This window comes from Streptococcus mitis SK564, from assembly GCF_000148525.1.
Classification (GTDB): Bacteria; Bacillota; Bacilli; order Lactobacillales; family Streptococcaceae; genus Streptococcus; species Streptococcus mitis_H.
Map to the genome: position 1 here is coordinate 17,442 of NZ_AEDU01000027.1, position 19,283 is coordinate 36,724.

General features: G+C 40.8%; 14 protein-coding genes. 9 read left to right on the plus strand and 5 right to left on the minus strand.

Features of this window, described 5'->3' with window-relative positions; translation table 11 throughout:
• Window positions 1-79 precede the first annotated feature (79 nt).
• Both ilvA and SMSK564_RS11195 read left to right on the plus strand, forming a co-directional pair.
• Window positions 80-1,327, plus strand: a complete 1,248-nt coding sequence (gene ilvA, locus SMSK564_RS11190) for a threonine ammonia-lyase IlvA (RefSeq protein WP_000952965.1) — start codon at window positions 80-82, stop codon at window positions 1,325-1,327.
• Window positions 1,328-2,157: 830 nt separating this feature from the next.
• Window positions 2,158-2,373, plus strand: coding sequence for a capsule biosynthesis transcriptional regulator (locus SMSK564_RS11195; RefSeq protein ID WP_001130036.1), 216 nt, complete (start codon window positions 2,158-2,160; stop codon window positions 2,371-2,373).
• A 243-nt stretch (window positions 2,374-2,616) separates the two neighbouring features.
• Here SMSK564_RS11195 and SMSK564_RS0103075 read toward each other — a convergent pair whose 3' ends face one another.
• Complete coding sequence (locus SMSK564_RS0103075; protein ID WP_000189483.1) at window positions 2,617-3,357, minus strand: amino acid ABC transporter ATP-binding protein; 741 nt, start codon at window positions 3,355-3,357, stop codon at window positions 2,617-2,619.
• Window positions 3,357-4,922 (minus strand): ABC transporter substrate-binding protein/permease, encoded by a 1,566-nt coding sequence (locus tag SMSK564_RS11200; RefSeq protein ID WP_001227300.1) that lies wholly within the window; start codon window positions 4,920-4,922, stop codon window positions 3,357-3,359. Before SMSK564_RS11200 ends, SMSK564_RS0103075 begins: the two co-directional genes overlap by 1 nt.
• 139 nt (window positions 4,923-5,061) lie before the next feature.
• Between SMSK564_RS11200 and SMSK564_RS11205 the strand changes: the two genes are divergently transcribed.
• Together SMSK564_RS11205 and SMSK564_RS11210 are read left to right on the plus strand one after the other, a co-directional pair.
• Complete coding sequence (locus tag SMSK564_RS11205) at window positions 5,062-6,951, plus strand: DUF2207 domain-containing protein (RefSeq protein ID WP_000750663.1); 1,890 nt, start codon at window positions 5,062-5,064, stop codon at window positions 6,949-6,951.
• A 59-nt stretch (window positions 6,952-7,010) separates the two neighbouring features.
• Window positions 7,011-7,856: an undecaprenyl-diphosphate phosphatase gene (locus tag SMSK564_RS11210; protein ID WP_000280781.1), complete on the plus strand. Its 846-nt coding sequence runs from the start codon at window positions 7,011-7,013 to the stop codon at window positions 7,854-7,856.
• 32 nt (window positions 7,857-7,888) lie between these two features.
• Here SMSK564_RS11210 and dinB read toward each other — a convergent pair whose 3' ends face one another.
• Window positions 7,889-8,950: a DNA polymerase IV gene (dinB, locus tag SMSK564_RS11215; RefSeq protein ID WP_000904572.1), complete on the minus strand. Its 1,062-nt coding sequence runs from the start codon at window positions 8,948-8,950 to the stop codon at window positions 7,889-7,891.
• A gap of 237 nt (window positions 8,951-9,187) precedes the next feature.
• Here dinB and pflB point away from each other — a divergent pair, with 237 nt between their 5' ends.
• Window positions 9,188-11,512, plus strand: a complete 2,325-nt coding sequence (gene pflB / locus SMSK564_RS11220; RefSeq protein ID WP_000260630.1) for a formate C-acetyltransferase — start codon at window positions 9,188-9,190, stop codon at window positions 11,510-11,512.
• A 340-nt stretch (window positions 11,513-11,852) separates the two neighbouring features.
• Here the strand turns inward: pflB and SMSK564_RS11225 are convergent, their stop codons facing one another.
• Together SMSK564_RS11225 and trkA are read right to left on the minus strand one after the other, a co-directional pair.
• The gene (locus SMSK564_RS11225) at window positions 11,853-13,292 is read right to left on the minus strand and encodes a TrkH family potassium uptake protein (RefSeq protein WP_001043422.1); all 1,440 of its coding nucleotides are present in this window, start codon (window positions 13,290-13,292) and stop codon (window positions 11,853-11,855) included.
• Window positions 13,293-13,295: 3 nt separating this feature from the next.
• Window positions 13,296-14,645 carry a Trk system potassium transporter TrkA gene (gene trkA, locus SMSK564_RS11230; RefSeq protein ID WP_000691701.1) on the minus strand — a complete coding sequence of 450 codons (1,350 nt, stop codon included), beginning with the start codon at window positions 14,643-14,645 and terminating at the stop codon, window positions 13,296-13,298.
• 188 nt (window positions 14,646-14,833) lie between these two features.
• On the opposite strand from trkA, the gene SMSK564_RS11235 reads away from it, so the two are divergent.
• The 4 genes from SMSK564_RS11235 (at window position 14,834) to SMSK564_RS11250 (ending at window position 19,176) form a co-directional block, all read left to right on the plus strand.
• Entirely contained in the window at window positions 14,834-15,682 is an 849-nt protein-coding gene (locus tag SMSK564_RS11235; RefSeq protein WP_001063595.1) for an SAM hydrolase/SAM-dependent halogenase family protein, read from the plus strand.
• Between the two features lie 18 nt (window positions 15,683-15,700).
• Window positions 15,701-16,249, plus strand: a complete 549-nt coding sequence (locus SMSK564_RS11240) for an ECF-type riboflavin transporter substrate-binding protein (RefSeq protein ID WP_000403160.1) — start codon at window positions 15,701-15,703, stop codon at window positions 16,247-16,249.
• 429 nt (window positions 16,250-16,678) lie between these two features.
• Entirely contained in the window at window positions 16,679-18,361 is a 1,683-nt protein-coding gene (locus SMSK564_RS11245; RefSeq protein WP_000656520.1) for an ABC transporter ATP-binding protein, read from the plus strand.
• Window positions 18,346-19,176 (plus strand): energy-coupling factor transporter transmembrane component T family protein, encoded by an 831-nt coding sequence (locus SMSK564_RS11250; protein ID WP_001148094.1) that lies wholly within the window; start codon window positions 18,346-18,348, stop codon window positions 19,174-19,176. The genes SMSK564_RS11245 and SMSK564_RS11250 overlap by 16 nt, the downstream gene beginning before the upstream one ends.
• The last annotated feature ends 107 nt before the right edge of the window (window positions 19,177-19,283 follow it).

A 19,283-nucleotide genomic window follows, 5' to 3' on the forward strand; every position in this document is an offset into this window, starting at 1 on the left:
CTAACTCGCTTTTATAATCAATTCATCTCTCTTTTAAGAGGATGGATTGTGATAGTATGAGATAGTTTAGGAGAAAATGATGTTAAGTTCAAAAGATATCATCAAGGCTCACAAGGTCTTGAATGGTGTGGTCGTTAATACACCGCTTGATTATGACCATTATTTATCGGAGAAGTATGATGCTAAGATTTATTTGAAAAAGGAAAATGCCCAACGTGTTCGCTCTTTTAAAATTCGTGGTGCCTATTATGCTATTTCTCAGCTCAGCAAGGAAGAGCGTGAGCGTGGGGTAGTCTGTGCCTCTGCGGGAAATCATGCGCAGGGAGTTGCCTATACTTGTAATGAGATGAAAATTCCTGCTACTATTTTTATGCCCATTACTACACCGCAACAAAAAATTGGGCAGGTTCGCTTTTTTGGTGGGGATTTCGTGACCATTAAACTAGTTGGAGATACCTTTGATGCCTCAGCTAAAGCAGCTCAAGAATTTACAGTCTCTGAAAATCGTACCTTTATTGATCCCTTTGATGATGCTCATGTTCAAGCTGGTCAAGGGACGGTTGCTTATGAGATTCTAGAAGAAGCTCGAAAAGAATCGATTGATTTTGATGCTGTCTTGGTCCCTGTTGGTGGTGGTCTCATTGCCGGGGTTTCTACCTATATCAAGGAAACAAGTCCAGAAATTGAAGTCATTGGGGTAGAGGCTAATGGAGCACGTTCCATGAAGGCTGCCTTTGAAGCTGGTGGGCCTGTTAAACTCAAGGAAATTGACAAATTTGCGGATGGGATTGCTGTGCAAAAGGTAGGGCAGTTGACCTATGAAGCAACTCGTCAACATGTTCAAACCTTAGTAGGTGTCGATGAGGGATTGATTTCTGAAACCTTGATTGACCTTTACTCTAAGCAAGGGATTGTAGCAGAGCCTGCTGGCGCAGCTAGTATCGCCTCTTTAGAAGTTTTAGCTGAATATATCAAGGGGAAAACCATTTGTTGTATCATTTCTGGAGGAAATAATGATATCAACCGTATGCCAGAAATGGAAGAACGTGCCTTGATTTATGATGGAATCAAGCATTACTTTGTGGTCAATTTTCCACAGCGTCCGGGGGCTTTGCGTGAGTTTGTAAATGATATCCTGGGGCCAAATGATGATATCACACGTTTTGAGTATATCAAACGAGCTAGCAAGGGAACAGGGCCTGTATTGATTGGGATCGCTTTGGCAGATAAGCATGATTATGCAGGATTGATTCGTCGAATGGAAGGTTTTGATCCAGCTTATATTAACTTAAATGGTAATGAAACGCTCTATAATATGCTTGTCTGAGGACTAATAAAAAAATATCATATTATTTGCACAACTGATGTATAGGTGTTATAATGAGGGTGAAGAAAGGGGGCGATTCCTATGGACTTAGGAAATCTATCGTGCTATTTCTACTACAACTCACTATAGCACCTATTATTTTTGATTCTGTTTATATTGAGGCGACAGAATTACTTACTATATATAAGGAAATTTTTTGAAATCCCCAATTGTATATATCCCTAATTTGAACTTTCAATAAATATAATAGGAATCAGAAAAAATAATCAATGTTTGTGAGATGGTTGCTAGGTAAGTCGGCTGAAAAACTCGTGAGATAAACAATAGTGCTAGACATGAAACAGCTAGTGATACTGTTTTTAAATGACTAGCTGGAAAGCGGGTATGTAATCAGAAGGTGCAAGATTGGACAAAGTAAGTAGTACCGGTTGTAAAACGAATAAGATATAGATAAGGACAGGAAAGGAACCAAAGAAGGAGAAAGAAAAACAGAATGGTTTAGAGATAGTGTGGAGTGAAAGACTATCTTTAGTGGACTTGTTGATTTAAAAGGAATATATAGAATGAAATAGTAAATCCTGTCTATCCTATTGAGAAACTGGCATTCAGTATACATGAATATTTTTACAAGTTTAAAGTTTAATAATGCAATTGTTTTTTAGGAGCATACTAATGGGTTATAGTAAGCAAAAACCTATATATTATCGGCTTTAAAAAGGAAGTAAGAAGATTCTGGGTCATTTATTTTATTGAATATATGTTTTTTTATTGACAAAAGACATAAAAACGTATAGAATAATATAACGTAAAGAAGAAAATAGGAGAAGAACATGGCTAAGTCAAACTTTGAAAAAGTAGAATCAGTTGTTGGCTGGGTTCGTGATAAGAAAATCACAGGCTACCGTATCTCTAAAGAAACGAATGCGCGTGAAATGTCTATCATTGCTCTAGCGCAGGGTCGTGCAAAAGTAAAAAATATTTCATTTGAAACAGCTCTAGGTTTAATTGATTTCTATGAAAAAAATCATGAAAAATTTGAAGATTAATCTTTGGATAATGGCGGATTCTTGAATAAGGTCTGCCTTTTCATTTTGATACTCAATGAAAATCAAAGAGCAAACTAGGAAGCTAGCCGTAGGCTGCTCAAAGCACTGCTTTGAGGTTGTAAATAAGACTGACAGAGTCAGTAACATATACCTACGGCAAGGCGAAGCTGACGTGGTTTGAAGAGATTTTCGAAGAGTATGAGGACAGCAAAAAGACTGCACGATTGATGCAGCCTTTTCTTATTATTTGAGATAACGTTGAAGGAATTCTTTTGTTCGGTCTTCTTTAGGATTAGTGAAGAGGTCTTCTGGTTTACCTTCTTCAGCAATCACACCCTTATCCATAAAGATAACACGGTGAGAGACATCACGGGCAAATTCCATTTCATGGGTTACGACAATCATGGTCAAGCCTTCCTGAGCCAGATCTTGCATGATTCTGAGGACCTCTCCAACCATTTCTGGATCGAGAGCTGATGTTGGTTCATCAAAGAGAATGGCGTCAGGATTCATTGAAAGGGCGCGAGCGATGGCCACACGTTGTTTTTGACCACCTGAGAGTTGTTTTGGCTTCGCTTGCCAGTAGCGTTCCCCCATGCCGACCTTTTCCAGGTTTTCTTTGGCAATCTTTTCAGCTTCTGTACGTTCGCGTTTAAGGACAGTTGTCTGAGCGACGATTGTATTTTCAAGAACGTTGAGATTTTCAAAGAGGTTAAAGGATTGGAACACCATCCCTAGTTTTTCACGGTATTGCGTGAGGTCATAGCCTTTTTCGAGGACGTTTTGTCCATGATAAAGGATTTGTCCATCAGTTGGCGTTTCAAGGAGGTTAATGGAGCGTAGGAAGGTCGATTTCCCGCTTCCAGAGCTTCCGATGATAGAGATGACCTCTCCCTTGTGGACAGTGAGTGAAATGTCTTTTAGCACTTCGTTTTGGCCATAGGATTTTTTGAGGTGTTTAATTTCAAGGATTGCTTGTGTCATTATTTCAAATCCTCCGTTTGCATTTGGTTAGCACCTGTAGTATAGGTATCCATGTCCATGCGGCGTTCGATGAAGCGTAGGATACGTGTTACGGTGAAGGTGAGGACAAAGTAAATCACGGCGATGATTGTAAATGTCTGGAAGTATTGATAGGTTTGCGTTGCCACGGTATTTCCTGAGAAATAAAGTTCGACAACAGAGATAACGTTCAATACAGATGTATCTTTGATATTGATGACAAATTCATTACCCGTTGCTGGTAGGATGTTACGGACTACTTGAGGGAGGACAATCTTACGCATGGTTTGGTTATGAGTCATACCAAGAGCAGTCGCAGCTTCAAATTGTCCCTTGTCAACTGCTAGGATACCACCACGGACGATTTCAGTCATATAGGCACCGGTGTTGATTGAAACAATGAAGATAGCAGCCAGTGTGCGGTCAAGGTTGATACCGAAAGCTTGGGCAGTTCCATAGTAGATAACCATTGATTGAACAATCATAGGTGTACCACGGAAAATTTCGATATAGACATTGAGGATCCAGCCGATTAATTTTTGTAGGCTGTAAATGGCTTTATTCTCAGAGAGAGGAGCAGTACGGAAAACACCAATGGCAAGACCGATAATGAGACCTATAATGGTTCCGACGATAGAGATTAAAAGAGTGATACCAGCACCACGCAAAAGTTGTTGCCAGTTTTCAGAAAGAATTTTAGCGACTTGGCTAAAGAAACTACTGCTAGTCTCTTCAGTTGTTGTAGCTTCGGCAGGTTGTTCCTTGATCATACGATCCATCAAGGCAACTTGGTCATCTTTTGAAATAGTTTCAATGCTGGCATTGATTTGGCTAATACGGTTGTCATCTTTACGAAGTCCAATGGCGATAGCTGTATCTTCTTCCCCCGTTTTGAAACCTGGTTCTACTTGAACCATCTTGAACTTAGAGTTAGCAGCTTCGGCAGTCAGAGCTTCTGGGCGTTCAGAAACATAAGCATCGATGACACCAGCCTCAAGAGCTTGGCGCATTTGAGCGAAGTCTCCCATGGCTGTTTCTTTTTTAGCACCTGTGATTTGTGCAATCAAGTCATAAAGGTAGACACCTTGTTGAGAAGTGATTTTGGCACCGTTAAAGTCATCCAAAGATTTGGCATTTGCATAGGCAGAATCTTTTTTGACAAGCAAAACTGGTTCGCTAGTGTAGTAACTGCTTGAAAAGGCAATTTCTTGTTTGCGTTCGGCAGTTGGACTCATACCTGCGATAATCATGTCAATCTTACCAGAAGTAAGGGCAGGGACTAGACCTTCCCACTTGGTTTTAACAACCAAAGGTTCTTTACCTAAGTCCTTAGCGATTTTCTTGGCGATTTGAACATCGTATCCATTGGCATACTGGTTGGTTCCATCGATTTTGACAGCTCCATTGCTATCATCGTCCTGAGTCCAGTTAAAGGGAGCATATGCTGCTTCCATCCCGATGCGTAAATATTCATCGGCTTGGGCAACATTGACAAGTCCCAGCATCAGCAAGAGACTTGTGAAAATAGATAAGTATATTTTTCTCATGATTTCTCCTATTTCTAATCTATTAAAAAATAACTGTCTCCTATTTTATCGAAAAAAACTCTATTTTTCAATATAGGTAAGCCCTTACTTGATAAAAAAATGATATAATGATAGCAAAGATAAAAAGGGGGCTTAGTTGATGAAAAAAACTTTTTTCTTACTGGTGTTAGGCTTGTTTTGCCTTCTGCCACTCTCTGTTTTTGCCATTGATTTCAAGATAAACTCTTACCAAGGGGATTTGTATATTCATGCAGACAATACGGCAGAATTTAGACAAAGGATAGTTTATCAGTTTGAGGAGGACTTTAAGGGCCAAATCGTGGGACTTGGACGTGCTGGCAAGATGCCTAGTGGATTTGACATTGACTCTCATCCAAAGGTTCAGGCTGCGAAAAACGGTGCTGAGCTGACAGATGTTACTAGCGAAGTGATAGAAGGAGCAGATGGTTATACTGTTAAAGTTTATAATCCAGGTCAGGAAGGTGACACAGTTGAAGTTGACCTCGTCTGGAACTTAAAGAATTTGCTTTTCCTATATGATGATATCGCTGAATTAAATTGGCAACCTTTAACAGATAGTTCAGGAACTATTGGAAAGTTTGAATTTCATGTAAGGGGAGACAAGGGGGCTGAAAAACTCTTTTTCCATACAGGGAAACTTTTTAGAGAGGGAACGATTGAAAAGAGTAACCTTGATTATACTATCCGTTTAGACAATCTTCCGCCTAAGCGTGGAGTTGAATTGCATGCCTACTGGCCTCGAACTGATTTTGCTAGCGCTAGGGATCAGGGATTGAAAGGAAATCGTTTAGAAGAATTTAATAAGATAGAAGACTCGATTGTTAAAGAAAAAGAGCAAAGTAAACAACTCGTTACCTGGGTCTTCCCTTTGATACTTTCTATCTCCTTGTCATTAAGTGTCTGTTTCTATTTTATTTATAGAAGAAAGACCGCTCCTTCGGTCAAATATGGCAAAAATCATCGTATCTATGAACCACCAATGGAATTAGAGCCTATGGTTTTATCAGAAGCAGTCTACTCGACCTCCTTGGAGGAAGTGAGTCCTCTAACAAAAGGAGCAGGTAAATTCACCTTTGATCAACTTATTCAAGCTACCTTGCTAGATGTGATAGACCGTGGGAATGTCTCTATCATTTCAGAAGGAGATGCAGTTGGTTTGAGGCTAGTAAAAGAAGATAGTTTGTCAAGTTTTGAGAGAGACTGTCTAAATCTGGCTTTTTCAGGTAAAAAAGAAGAAACTCTTTCCAATTTGTTTGCGGATTACAAGGTATCTGATAGTCTTTATCGTAGAGCAAAAGTCTCTGATGAAAAACGGATTCAAGCAAAGGGGCGTCAGCTCAAATCTTCTTTTGAAGAAGTATTGAAAGAGATGCAAGAAGGAGTGAGAAATCGAGTTTCCTTCTGGGGACTCCCAGATTATTATCGTCCTTTAACTGGTGGGGAAAAGGCCTTGCAAGTGGGTATGGGGGTCTTGACTATCCTGCCCCTATTTATCGGATTTGGTTTGTTCTTGTACAGTTTGGATGTTTATGGCTATCTTTTCCTCCCCTTGCCTATACTTGGTTTTCTAGGTTTGGTTTTGGCTGTTTTCTATTATTGGAAGCTTCGGCTAGATAATCGTGATGGTGTCCTAAATGAAGCAGGAGCAGAAGTATACTATCTCTGGACCAGTTTTGAAAATATGTTGCGTGAGATTGCACGATTGGATCAGGCTGAATTGGAAAGTATTGTGGTCTGGAATCGCCTCTTGGTCTATGCGACCTTATTTGGCTATGCGGACAAGGTCAGCCATTTGATGAAGGTTCATCATATCCAAGTGGAAAATCCAGATATCAACCTCTATGTAGCTTATGGTTGGAATAGTATGTTTTATCATTCAAGCGCGCAAATGAGCCATTATGCTAGTGTCGCAAATACAGCAAGTACCTACTCTGTATCTTCTGGAAGTGGAAGTTCTGGCGGTGGCTTCTCTGGAGGCGGAGGTGGCGGCAGTATCGGCGCCTTTTAAAGAGAACTGCCATAGACTGAAAAATATGCTATAATGGAAGATAGAAAAAGGAGTAATCTATGTATCTTATTGAAATTTTAAAATCTATCTTCTTCGGGATTGTTGAAGGAATTACGGAATGGTTGCCGATTTCCAGTACAGGTCACTTGATTTTAGCAGAGGAGTTTATCCAATACCAAAATCAGAATGAAGCCTTTATGTCCATGTTTAATGTCGTGATTCAGCTTGGTGCTATTTTAGCGGTTATGGTCATTTACTTTAATAAGCTCAATCCTTTCAAATCAACTAAGGACAAGCAGGAAGTTCGTAAGACTTGGAGACTGTGGTTGAAGGTCTTGGTTGCCACTTTACCTTTGCTTGCCGTCTTTAAATTTGATGATTGGTTTGATACCCACTTCCATAACATGGTGTCTGTTGCTCTTATGTTGATTATCTATGGGATTGCCTTTATCTATTTGGAAAAGCGAAATAAAGCGCGTGCTATCGAGCCAAGTGTAACAGAGTTGGACAAGCTTCCTTATACGACAGCTTTCTATATCGGACTCTTCCAAGTTCTTGCCCTTTTACCAGGGACCAGTCGTTCTGGTGCAACGATTGTCGGTGGCTTGTTGAATGGAACCAGTCGTTCTGTTGTGACAGAATTTACCTTCTATCTTGGAATTCCAGTTATGTTTGGAGCTAGTGCATTAAAGATTTTCAAATTTATAAAAGCAGGACAACTCTTGAACTTTGGACAATTGTTCTTGCTCTTGGTTGCGATGGGAGTCGCCTTTGCGGTCAGCATGATCGCTATTCGTTTCTTGACAAGTTATGTGAAAAAACACGACTTTACCCTTTTCGGTAAATACCGTATCGTGCTTGGTAGTGTCTTGCTACTTTATAGCTTTGTTCGTTTATTTGTATAAGAAAAACCTTGAAGGGGCAGCTCTTCAAGGTTTTAAAATCCAGTCAGGGTAATCCCCAACAGGCGGACACCTCTTTCTTTCTCGCTTAATTCTTCATAGAGTTGCAGGGCTATTTGGCTTATCTGACTAGCATCCTGTGTTTTTTGAGCAAGACTTTTTCGTTTAGTAAGAGTTGAAAAGTCCTCGTAGCGGATTTTCAAAATGACAATTTTTCCAGCTTTTTCTTGCTGATTGAGATTGAGAGCGACCCTTTCTGATAGGAGAGTCAGCTCTTTTTTGATGTCCTCCTCGGCACGGAGAATCTTTCCATAGGTTTTCTCCTTCCCAATTGATTTACGGATGCGATTGGACTTGACTGGGGAATTGTGGATACCACGAGCCTTTCGATAAAGGTCATAGCCCAGTCTGCCAAAGCGGTCTATTAGGGTTACCTCAGGGACTTCAAGCAAATCAGCGCCGGTAAAAACGCCCATTTGATGAAGACGTTCTACCGTCTTCTTTCCTACTCCATGAAACTTGGAAATATCCATTTGTTTGAGAAAGTTCTCAGCTTGCTCAGGTAGAATCACTGTCAAACCATGAGGTTTTTGATAATCGCTAGCCATTTTAGCTAAGAATTTGTTATAAGAAACGCCAGCAGAAGCAGTTAGATGGAGTTCTTGCCAGATATCCTCTTGAATGAGGCGTGCGATTTTGACCGCTGACTTGATACCGAGTTTATTCTCTGTCACATCCAAATAGGCTTCGTCAATACTCATAGGCTCAATCAAATCTGTATAGCGCTTAAAAATAGCTCGAATCTGGAGTCCCACAGCCTTGTATTTCTCATAATTTCCTGAGATGAAGACGGCTTGGGGACAACGCTCATAGGCTTCCTTAGAGCTCATGGCTGAATGGACACCAAAAGCTCGCGCCTCATAGCTACAAGTGGAAACGACACCACGCCCACCTGTTTGCCGAGGATCGCTTCCGATAATGACAGGTTTTCCTTTGAGTTTAGGATTATCTCTGATTTCCACCGCAGCAAAAAAGGCATCCATGTCAATATGGATGATTTTTCTTGACAAATCATTTAACAAAGGGAAAATCAACATGTCTAGCACCTTTTTACTGCTTATTTTCTTTTATTATACCCTTTTTTCTGAAAAAAAGAAAAAAGGACTTTATTTTTTCAAAAATATAATACAGTTTGGAACGAAATATAGACTGTTTTAGAAAAGAAAGTGTAAAAATAGGGATTTATCACTTGTTGAAAACGATTACTGTATGGTATACTTGTCTCATGAATGTAACAGATGGTTGTTACTAGAAAGAAAAAAGAGGACATTAACATGGTTGTTAAGACAGTTGTTGAAGCACAAGATATTTTTGACAAAGCTTGGGAAGGCTTCAAAGGCGTAGATTGGAAAGAAAAAGCAAGTGTATCACGCTTCGTACAAGCTAACTACACACCTTATGATGGAGATGAAAGCTTCCTTGCAGGACCAACAGAACGTTCACTTCACATCAAAAAAATTGTAGAAGAAACTAAAGCACACTACGAAGAAACTCGTTTCCCAATGGACACTCGTCCAACATCTATTGCTGACATTCCAGCAGGATTTATCGATAAAGAAAACGAAGTTATCTTCGGTATCCAAAACGATGAACTCTTCAAATTGAACTTCATGCCAAAAGGTGGTATCCGTATGGCTGAAACTACTTTGAAAGAAAATGGATACGAACCAGACCCAGCTGTTCACGAAATCTTTACAAAATATGTGACTACAGTTAACGACGGTATCTTCCGTGCTTACACTTCAAACATCCGTCGCGCACGTCACGCACACACTGTAACTGGTCTTCCAGATGCATACTCACGCGGACGTATCATCGGTGTTTACGCACGTCTTGCTCTTTACGGTGCAGACTACTTGATGCAAGAAAAAGTAAACGACTGGAATGCAATCGAAGAAATTGATGAAGAAACAATCCGTCTTCGTGAAGAAATCAACCTTCAATATCAAGCATTGCAACAAGTTGTTCGCTTGGGGGACCTTTACGGAGTTGATGTTCGCAAACCAGCGATGAACGTTAAAGAAGCGATCCAATGGGTTAACATCGCCTTCATGTCTGTCTGCCGTGTTATCAACGGTGCTGCTACATCTCTAGGACGTGTACCAATCGTATTGGACATCTTTGCAGAACGTGACCTTGCTCGTGGTACATTTACTGAATCAGAAATCCAAGAATTCGTTGATGATTTCGTTATGAAACTTCGTACAGTTAAATTTGCTCGTACAAAAGCTTACGACCAATTGTACTCAGGTGACCCAACTTTCATCACAACTTCTATGGCTGGTATGGGTAACGACGGTCGTCACCGTGTTACTAAGATGGACTACCGTTTCTTGAACACACTTGACAACATCGGTAACTCTCCAGAACCAAACTTGACAGTTCTTTGGACTGATAAATTGCCATACAACTTCCGTCGCTACTGTATGCACATGAGCCACAAACACTCTTCAATCCAATATGAAGGTGTAACAACAATGGCTAAAGACGGATATGGTGAAATGAGCTGTATCTCATGCTGTGTGTCTCCACTTGACCCAGAAAATGAAGAACAACGCCACAACATCCAGTACTTCGGTGCGCGTGTAAACGTATTGAAAGCTCTTCTTACTGGTTTGAACGGTGGTTACGACGATGTTCACAAAGACTACAAAGTATTTGACATCGAACCAATCCGTGACGAAGTTCTTGAATTTGAATCAGTTAAAGCTAACTTTGAAAAATCTCTTGACTGGTTGACTGACACTTACGTAGATGCTTTGAACATCATCCACTACATGACTGATAAGTACAACTACGAAGCTGTTCAAATGGCCTTCTTGCCAACTAAACAACGTGCTAACATGGGATTTGGTATCTGTGGATTTGCCAACACTGTTGATACATTGGCAGCTATCAAATACGCTACAGTTAAACCAATCCGTGATGAAAATGGCTACATCTACGATTACGAAACAATCGGAGAATACCCACGTTGGGGTGAAGATGATCCTCGTTCAAACGAATTGGCAGAATGGTTGATCGAAGCTTACACAACTCGTCTACGTAGCCACAAACTTTACAAAGACGCAGAAGCTACAGTTTCACTTTTGACTATCACATCTAACGTTGCTTACTCTAAACAAACTGGTAACTCACCAGTCCACAAAGGTGTATACCTCAACGAAGATGGTTCTGTGAACTTGTCTAAACTTGAATTCTTCTCACCAGGTGCTAACCCATCTAACAAAGCTAAAGGTGGATGGTTGCAAAACTTGAACTCACTTTCTAGCCTTGACTTTAGTTATGCAGCTGATGGTATCTCATTGACTACTCAGGTTTCTCCACGTGCTCTTGGTAAGACTCGTGACGAACAAGTTGATAACTTGGTAACAATCCTTGATGGTTACTTCGAAAACGGTGGACAACACGTTAACTTGAACGTTATGGACTTGAACGATGTTTACGAAAAGATTATGTCAGGTGAAGATGTTATCGTACGTATCTCTGGATACTGTGTAAACACTAAATACCTCACTCCAGAACAAAAAACTGAATTGACACAACGTGTCTTCCACGAAGTTCTTTCAATGGATGATGCCTTGGATGCATTGAGCTAATAAAGTTCTTGAATAATGAAATAAGGAACCCTCGGTCAATCGACTGAGGGTTGTTTTTTGGGATCTTCAATTCCTTGAGTCAGGTACTGAAATTTCTGACCGGGATTCAAAGATACTTGTTGAGTTGCGGGAGGTATTTGATACTCAATGAAAATCAAAGAGCAAACTAGGAAGCTAGCCGCAGGTTGCTCAAAGTACTGCTTTGAGGTTGTAGATAAGACTGACGAAGTCAGTTACATATTTCTACGGCAAGGCGAAGCTGACGTGGTTTGAATTTTATTTTCGAAGAGTATGAAAATAAAAACACCACACTTTGTAAGGAACAAGGTGTGGTTGTATTTTATCTCTTAGACCAAGTTCTCTTCATAAAGAGAAGTAGGATTGGGTAAATCTCTAATCGACCTGCAATCATTGCAAAGGAGAGGAGAATTTTTGAGATAGGACTAAAGATTGAGAAACTAGAAGTGGTTCCTAGAATAGGCCCGATATTATTGAAACAGCTAAAGACAGCGCTGGTCACAACCAGAAAATCATTGCTATCTAGGCTGACAATAAAGATAAGGGATAGCAAAATCATAGAATAGATGACAAAGTACTTGAGAATCTTATGCTGGGTATCTTTGTCAATCACCGTTTTATTAACATGGAGGGTCAAAACACGGTGGGGCGATAGGATTGACAAAATCTGATTTTTAGCAATTTTTGAAAGGATAAGGCCTCGAATAACCTTGAGTCCACCTGCGGTTGATCCAGCAGAGCCACCGATTCCCATGAGGAAAAGGAGGATAAACTGGGAGAAGAGGGGCCAGTTGGTAATGTCTCCATATCCAAAACCAGTCGTTGTAATGATATTGGAAACCTGGAAGAAGGCCATTTCAAAACTTTTTGAAAATCCTGGATAGAGATAGAGGGTATTGAGGCTAATCAATCCTGTAGAAAGCAGTACAATGACCAAGTAAGCTCGAAGTTCTTCATCTCCAAAGAAGGCCTTGACGCGACGGAGCATGAGGTAGTAGTAGAGATTGAAATTTACCCCAAAAACCAAAACTCCGATACTAACCAGATAGGTAATCAGTGAGCTACCATAGTGAGCAATCCCGTCGTTATAGACTGTAAAACCTCCTGTACCTGCTGTTCCCATGGCAATGACAAAACTATCAAATAGGGGCATGCCAGCCAGATAATAGATGAGGACAAAGAGGGAGAAGAGAGCTAGATAAAGGAGATAGAGAATCTGGGCAGTATTTTTGAGTTTGGATACTACTTTACCAAAAACAGGGCCAGGAACCTCAGCCTTCATCACCTCTAGGTGACTATTCTTGGCATTATCCATAATAGCAAGCGCAAAAACAAGCACTCCCATCCCTCCAATCAAGTGGGTAAAACTTCGCCAGAAGAGGAGGGAACGACTGAGAACCGAAACGTCGTTTAGAATAGTTGCTCCAGTAGTTGTAAAGCCAGAACTGATCTCAAAAAAGGCATCGATAACGCTGGGAATTTGTCTAGCAAAGACAAAGGGGAGACCACCAAAGAAGGACCAAAGGATCCAACAGAGGGCAACAATCAAGACTCCCTCCTTGGCATAAATCCGTTGATTTTTTGGCTTTTGTAAAATTCCTGAGCCGCCTAGTAATACGAGAATCCCAATCGTTGTAAAGAGGGCCGTAAAGACTTGGCTCGATTCACGGTAATAGATAGCAACAGCCACAGGAACCAAAAGAAGAACAGCTTCAATCAAAAGTAACTTTGAAAGGAGGTAGCGAATCATACTTTTATTCATTTCTTACCTCGCGATCAAGTCATAAATCTTGGTGATGTTTGGCAACAAGGTTGTTACTAGGAGCTTGTCTCCAACTTCCAACATATCCTCCCCAGTAGGGAAAATAGTCTTGCCCTTTCGAATGATGGCTGCTATAAGAACCCCTTTTTTTAGTTTTAGTTGAGAAAGAGGTTTGGCAGTCATTTTATTAGCTTCCTTGATATGAAATTGCAGGGTTTCGATTTGGCCATTGGCTAGATGGTGCATGGCCTGAAGGTCTGAATACTGGGCATTAACCCGACCACGAATAAAGTGCATAATCGTATCTACAGCGATGCTTTTAGGTGTGATGATACTTGAAAAATCAGGCGCATTGATAATCTCGAGGAGACTGGTACGATTGACCTTGGTGATATTTTTTTGTACACCTACCCTGTCAAGGAACATAGAGGTAATCAGATTTTCCTCATCGACCCCTGTTAGAGTCGCAACGGCATCATAGTTCTGAGCACTTTCTTCCAGCAGGATATCTTTTGCGGTACCATCTCCTTGAACGATGTAGAGATTTGGAAATTTCTCGCTAAAGAAGCTGGCGATTTCGGGATTGATTTCAATGACTTTTGTATCGATACGACTGTCTTTGAGAATACCAAGTAGATAATAGGCAATTCTACCTGCACCGACGATGAGGAGGCTCTTCACGGCACGAGATTTAAAATAATTATGGAAGAGCATCATATCAACACGGTTACCAGTGACAAAGATTCTATCTTTATCCTGTATGGTCATGTCACCACTTGGGATGATAATTTGATGATCTCTTTCTATCGCACATACAATGACATTGCCAAATTTTTTCCGAAAATCAGAAATGGGCATTTGGCAAAGACCACTTGAGGATTTAACAGTGAATTCCATCAAGCTGACCCGTCCACCAAAGAAACGTTCGACAGAGAGGGCGTTGGGGAAGTCAATGATATTCGCGATAGCGCGGGCAGCCAAGAGCTCAGGGTTAACGATAAGAGAAAAACCGAGAATATTCTTTTCCTTGAAATAAGAGTTAGAATATTCAGGGTTCCGCACCCGAACGATGGTCTCTTTAGCTCCCATTTTTTTGGCTAAAACGGCTGCAATCATGTTGACTTCATCGTATTCAGTCAGGGCGATAAAGATATCACAATCCTGGACACTGGCTTGCTCAAGGATGGTAAAATCGGCCCCGTTACCAAGGATACCCATGATATCAAAGCGATTAACAATATGATTGAGAACAGCTTCGTCTTGCTCAATCAGCAAAACATCGTGCTTTTCTGCAACCAAGGAGCGACAGAGGGCAGAACCAACTTTTCCCCCTCCGACAAGGATAATTTTCATAATAAAACCTACTTCTTCATGATGTAACTATCATACCTTTTTTCAAGAAAAAATGCACCTACTAGCTAATCACCAGAGTTTTTAGTAGGAAATTTGCTATAAGGTAAAACTATACCCTAATCAATTGAAATAGCTATTAGCGACTTTCTCTGAAATATGGTATGATAAAGGATATACAAGGAGATAAAATGAATAATAATTTACTGGTATTACAATCAGACTTTGGTCTGGTTGATGGTGCTGTATCGGCTATGATTGGAGTGGCTTTAGAAGAGTCTCCAACCTTAAAAATTCATCATTTGACGCACGATATCACGCCTTATAATATTTTTGAGGGGAGCTATCGTCTCTTTCAGACGGTGGATTACTGGCCTGAGGGAACGACTTTTGTATCGGTTGTCGATCCAGGTGTCGGCTCGAAACGTAAGAGTGTGGTTGCCAAGACTGCAAAAAATCAATACATTGTCACGCCAGACAATGGGACGCTTTCTTTTATCAAGAAACACGTTGGTATTGTAGCCATTCGTGAAATTTCTGAGGTAGCCAATAGACGTCAAAATACAGAGCATTCTTATACCTTCCACGGTCGTGATGTCTATGCCTATACTGGTGCTAAACTAGCCAGCGGTCACATTACTTTTGAGGAAGTGGGACCAGAGCTCAGTGTGGATCAGATTGTGGAACTTCCAGTCGTAGAGACCATCATAGAAGATCATCTGGTGAAGGGAGCTATTGATATTCTGGATGTGCGTTTTGGTTCGCTTTGGACCTCTATCACGCGAGAAGAGTTTTACAAGCTGGAACCAGAATTTGGTGATCGTTTTGAAGTGACCATCTATCATGCTGATATGCTAGTCTATCAAAATCAGGTCGTCTATGGCAAATCATTTGCAGATGTGAGAATTGGGCAACCAATCCTTTACATCAACTCTCTCTATCGTTTAGGTCTGGCTATCAACCAAGGCTCTTTTGCCAAGGCCTATAATGTAGGTGTCGGTTCATCTTGGACCATCGAAGTAAAGAAAATAGAAGGATAAAATAGGAGAATAAATAGTATGGAAATCAAATTTACAATTAAACAAGTTGTTGCTGTCGGAATTGGCGCTGCCCTCTTTGTCGTCATCGGGATGATCAATATTCCGACCCCTGTTCCAAATACAAGCATCCAGCTTCAGTATGCGGTACAAGCGCTACTTTCTATTATTTTTGGACCGATTATCGGTTTGCTTGTCGGGTTGATTGGTCATGCAATAAAGGACTCTCTTGCTGGATATGGTCTGTGGTGGACTTGGATTATCGCTAGCGGGCTCTTTGGTTTAGCTGTGGGACTATTTAGAAAGTATGTTCGCGTGATCAATGGTGTCTTTGACTGGAAAGATATTCTTATTTTTAACCTCATTCAACTACTTGCAAATGCTCTTGTTTGGGGTGTCTTGGCACCACTTGGAGATGTTGTGATTTATCAAGAAGCTGCAGAAAAAGTATTTGCCCAAGGGATTGTTGCGGGAATTGCTAATGGTGTATCTGTAGCTATTGCAGGAACTCTTCTCTTGCTTGCCTATGCAGGAACTCAAACTCGTGCAGGAAGTTTGAAAAAGGATTAAAATGATGGGGAAGGCTGGGCAACCAGTCTTTTTCGATGTTTATAGATTAGTTAGGCAAGTAAGCTGGGATAGGAATCTTTTTGGCGCTAAGATTTTAAGAGAAGAGACTGCAAGAAGGGGTAAATTTATGATAAAATAGAAGTCTAATACTCTGCGAAAATCTCTTCAAACCGCGTCAGCTCTATCTGCAACCTCAAAACAGTGTTTTGAGCAACCTACGGCTAGCTTCCTGGTTTGCTCTTTGATTTTCATTGAGTATAAAATGATGGGGAAGGCTGGGCAACCAGTCTTTTTCGATGTTTATAGATTAGTTAGGCAAGTAAGCTGGGATAGGAATCTTTTTGGCGCTAAGATTTTAAGAGAAGAGACTGCAAGAAGGGCTTGATTTATGATAAAATAGAAGTCTAAGAAGCGAATGAAGAGAGTAAGATGAAAGAAGCTATAATTGAGTGGAAGGATTTCTCTTTCCGGTATGAAACACAACAAGAACCGACCTTGCAAGGGATAGACTTGACTATTTATAAGGGAGAGAAAGTTTTAATTGTTGGGCCATCTGGGTCAGGCAAGTCTACCTTGGGTCAGTGTTTGAATGGGATTATTCCAAATATTTACAAGGGTCAGATGTCTGGAGAATTTTTGATTAAGGGGCAAGCAGCCTTTGATATGAGTATTTATGATAAGTCTCATCTGGTCAGTACAGTTTTGCAGGATACAGATGGGCAGTTTATCGGCTTGTCCGTGGCAGAGGACTTGGCTTTTGCTCTGGAAAATGATGTAACAGGTCTAGAAGAGATGAAAAATCGTGTTTATAAATGGGCTGAAAAGCTGGACCTTCTTTCTTTACTGTCTCAGCGTCCCCAGGATTTGTCAGGTGGACAAAAGCAGCGAGTCAGTCTGGCTGGTGTCTTGATTGATGAGAGTCCGATTCTTTTGTTTGATGAGCCACTCGCCAATCTGGATCCCAAGTCAGGTCAGGATATTATCGAATTGATTGACCAGATTCATAAGGAAGAAGGGACGACGACCCTTATTATCGAGCACCGTTTGGAGGATGTTCTGCATCGCCCTGTGGATCGGATTGTCTTGATAAACGATGGTCGTATCCTCTTTAATGGGAGTCCTGATCAGTTATTGGCGACTGACCTGTTGACCCAAAATGGAATTCGCGAACCCCTTTATCTAACCACTCTCCGTCAATTGGGTGTGGATTTAGTCAAGGAAGAACAATTAGCAGATCTGGATAACTTGTCTATCTCAAAAGGTCATGTTCAGTTGCAGAATGAACTGGTAAAAGAAACCCCAGAATTGCAGTCACTCTTTAGATTAGAGGACGTGTCGTTTTCTTATGATGATAGACCGATTTTAAAATCCATTCATCTGGATATTAAAGAGGGTGAAAAGATTGCCATTGTCGGAAAAAATGGAGCAGGGAAGTCAACTCTAGCCAAGGCCTTAAGTAGTTTTATTCAGACTGAAGGCCGCTATCTTTGGGAAGGGCAGGATATCAAAGGAGATTCTGTTGCAGAACGGGCGGAACGAGTAGGCTATGTGCTGCAAAATCCTAATCAAATGATTTCAACCAATATGATTTTTGATGAGGTGGCTCTGGGACTACGTTTGCGAGGTGTGGAAGAGCAGGAAATTGAAACGAGAGTCTATGAAACTTTGAAAATCTGTGGTCTCTATGAATTCCGTAATTGGCCTATTTCTGCCCTGTCATTTGGTCAGAAAAAACGTGTGACTATTGCATCGATTTTGGTCTTGGGAGCTGAAATTATCCTCTTAGATGAACCGACAGCAGGTCAAGACCAGAAGAACTATACTGAGATTATGGAATTTCTCGAAGAGTTGCATCAAAAAGGTCATACCATTGTCATGATTACCCATGATATGCAATTGATGCTGGATTATTCTGATCGTGCTCTTGTCATGGTGGATGGGGAACTGATTGCCGATACCGATCCAGCTAGTCTGTTGAGCAATCCTGAGATGTTAGTAAAAGCCAATCTAAAAGAAACTTCTATCTTCAACTTGGCTAAGAAACTCGACGTGGATCCACTTGCTTTAACGGCATTTTACAAAGAAAGGAGAGAAGGATGCAAGCTAAATTAATCGGTTACCAGCATAGAGATACTGTGATTCATCGCTTGTCAGGTGCTGGGAAACTCCTCTTTTTCATTCTCGTGTCATTGGCTGCCATGATTAGCTATGATACCAGACTGCTTGTTCTGATTGCCATCTTTTCGGTATTTCTCCTCTATTTATCAGAAATCCGTTTTAAAGATGTTTCCTTTGTAGCCGTTTTTGCGACGGTATTTGCCGTTTTAAACGTTTTGATGGTCTATCTCTTTTCTCCTGAGTATGGGGTGGGACTTTACGGAGAGAGAAGTGTGATTTGGCAGGGAATCGGTGCCTACACTCTGACCAGTCAAGAGCTCTTTTATCTGCTAAATCTAGCTATTAAGTACCTTTGCACCATTCCTCTGGCTATTATCTTTTTGATGACAACCCACCCTAGTCAGTTTGCTTCCAGTTTAAATCAAATCGGTGTGTCCTATAAGATTGCCTATTCTGTCAGCCTGACCTTGCGCTATATTCCAGATTTGCAGGAAGAATTCTTTACTATCAAGATGTCTCAGGAGGCGCGTGGGATGGAATTATCCAAGAAAGCTTCTCTCATGCAACGAATCAAAGGCAATCTGCGCATTATCACTCCCTTGATTTTTAGCTCGTTAGAACGCATTGATACCATCGCGACCGCCATGGAGCTTCGACGCTTTGGGAAAGAGAAAAAACGCACTTGGTATAGTTATCAGGCTTTGAAAAAAGATGATTATCTTACCTTGCTCTTGGCAGCTTTGTTTTTAGTAGCTAGTTTACTACTTATCGTGCAGAATCAGGGACGATTTTACAACCCTTGGAAATAGCTTGAAAAAATTGAAAAAATCAAGTCGTTTCTATTGACAATGATTCTGAAAGTGTTATACTAAGAAAGTAGTTTCGCTGATTTACTTCAAACCTGTTGTGAGGTAAG

Bases quoted from the DNA above. Each gene is read 5' to 3' on its own strand.
- SMSK564_RS11245 (WP_000656520.1), top strand. From the start codon at position 16,679: ATGAAAGAAGCTATAATTGAGTGGAAGGATTTCTCTTTCCGGTATGAA.
- SMSK564_RS11240 (WP_000403160.1), top strand. From the start codon at position 15,701: ATGGAAATCAAATTTACAATTAAACAAGTTGTTGCTGTCGGAATTGGC.
- SMSK564_RS11195 (WP_001130036.1), top strand. From the start codon at position 2,158: ATGGCTAAGTCAAACTTTGAAAAAGTAGAATCAGTTGTTGGCTGGGTT.
- ilvA (WP_000952965.1), top strand. From the start codon at position 80: ATGTTAAGTTCAAAAGATATCATCAAGGCTCACAAGGTCTTGAATGGT.
- SMSK564_RS0103075 (WP_000189483.1), bottom strand. From the start codon at position 3,357: ATGACACAAGCAATCCTTGAAATTAAACACCTCAAAAAATCCTATGGC.
- SMSK564_RS11200 (WP_001227300.1), bottom strand. From the start codon at position 4,922: ATGAGAAAAATATACTTATCTATTTTCACAAGTCTCTTGCTGATGCTG.
- SMSK564_RS11250 (WP_001148094.1), top strand. From the start codon at position 18,346: ATGCAAGCTAAATTAATCGGTTACCAGCATAGAGATACTGTGATTCAT.
- trkA (WP_000691701.1), bottom strand. From the start codon at position 14,645: ATGAAAATTATCCTTGTCGGAGGGGGAAAAGTTGGTTCTGCCCTCTGT.
- dinB (WP_000904572.1), bottom strand. From the start codon at position 8,950: ATGTTGATTTTCCCTTTGTTAAATGATTTGTCAAGAAAAATCATCCAT.
- SMSK564_RS11210 (WP_000280781.1), top strand. From the start codon at position 7,011: ATGTATCTTATTGAAATTTTAAAATCTATCTTCTTCGGGATTGTTGAA.
- SMSK564_RS11235 (WP_001063595.1), top strand. From the start codon at position 14,834: ATGAATAATAATTTACTGGTATTACAATCAGACTTTGGTCTGGTTGAT.
- pflB (WP_000260630.1), top strand. From the start codon at position 9,188: ATGGTTGTTAAGACAGTTGTTGAAGCACAAGATATTTTTGACAAAGCT.
- SMSK564_RS11225 (WP_001043422.1), bottom strand. From the start codon at position 13,292: ATGAATAAAAGTATGATTCGCTACCTCCTTTCAAAGTTACTTTTGATT.
- SMSK564_RS11205 (WP_000750663.1), top strand. From the start codon at position 5,062: ATGAAAAAAACTTTTTTCTTACTGGTGTTAGGCTTGTTTTGCCTTCTG.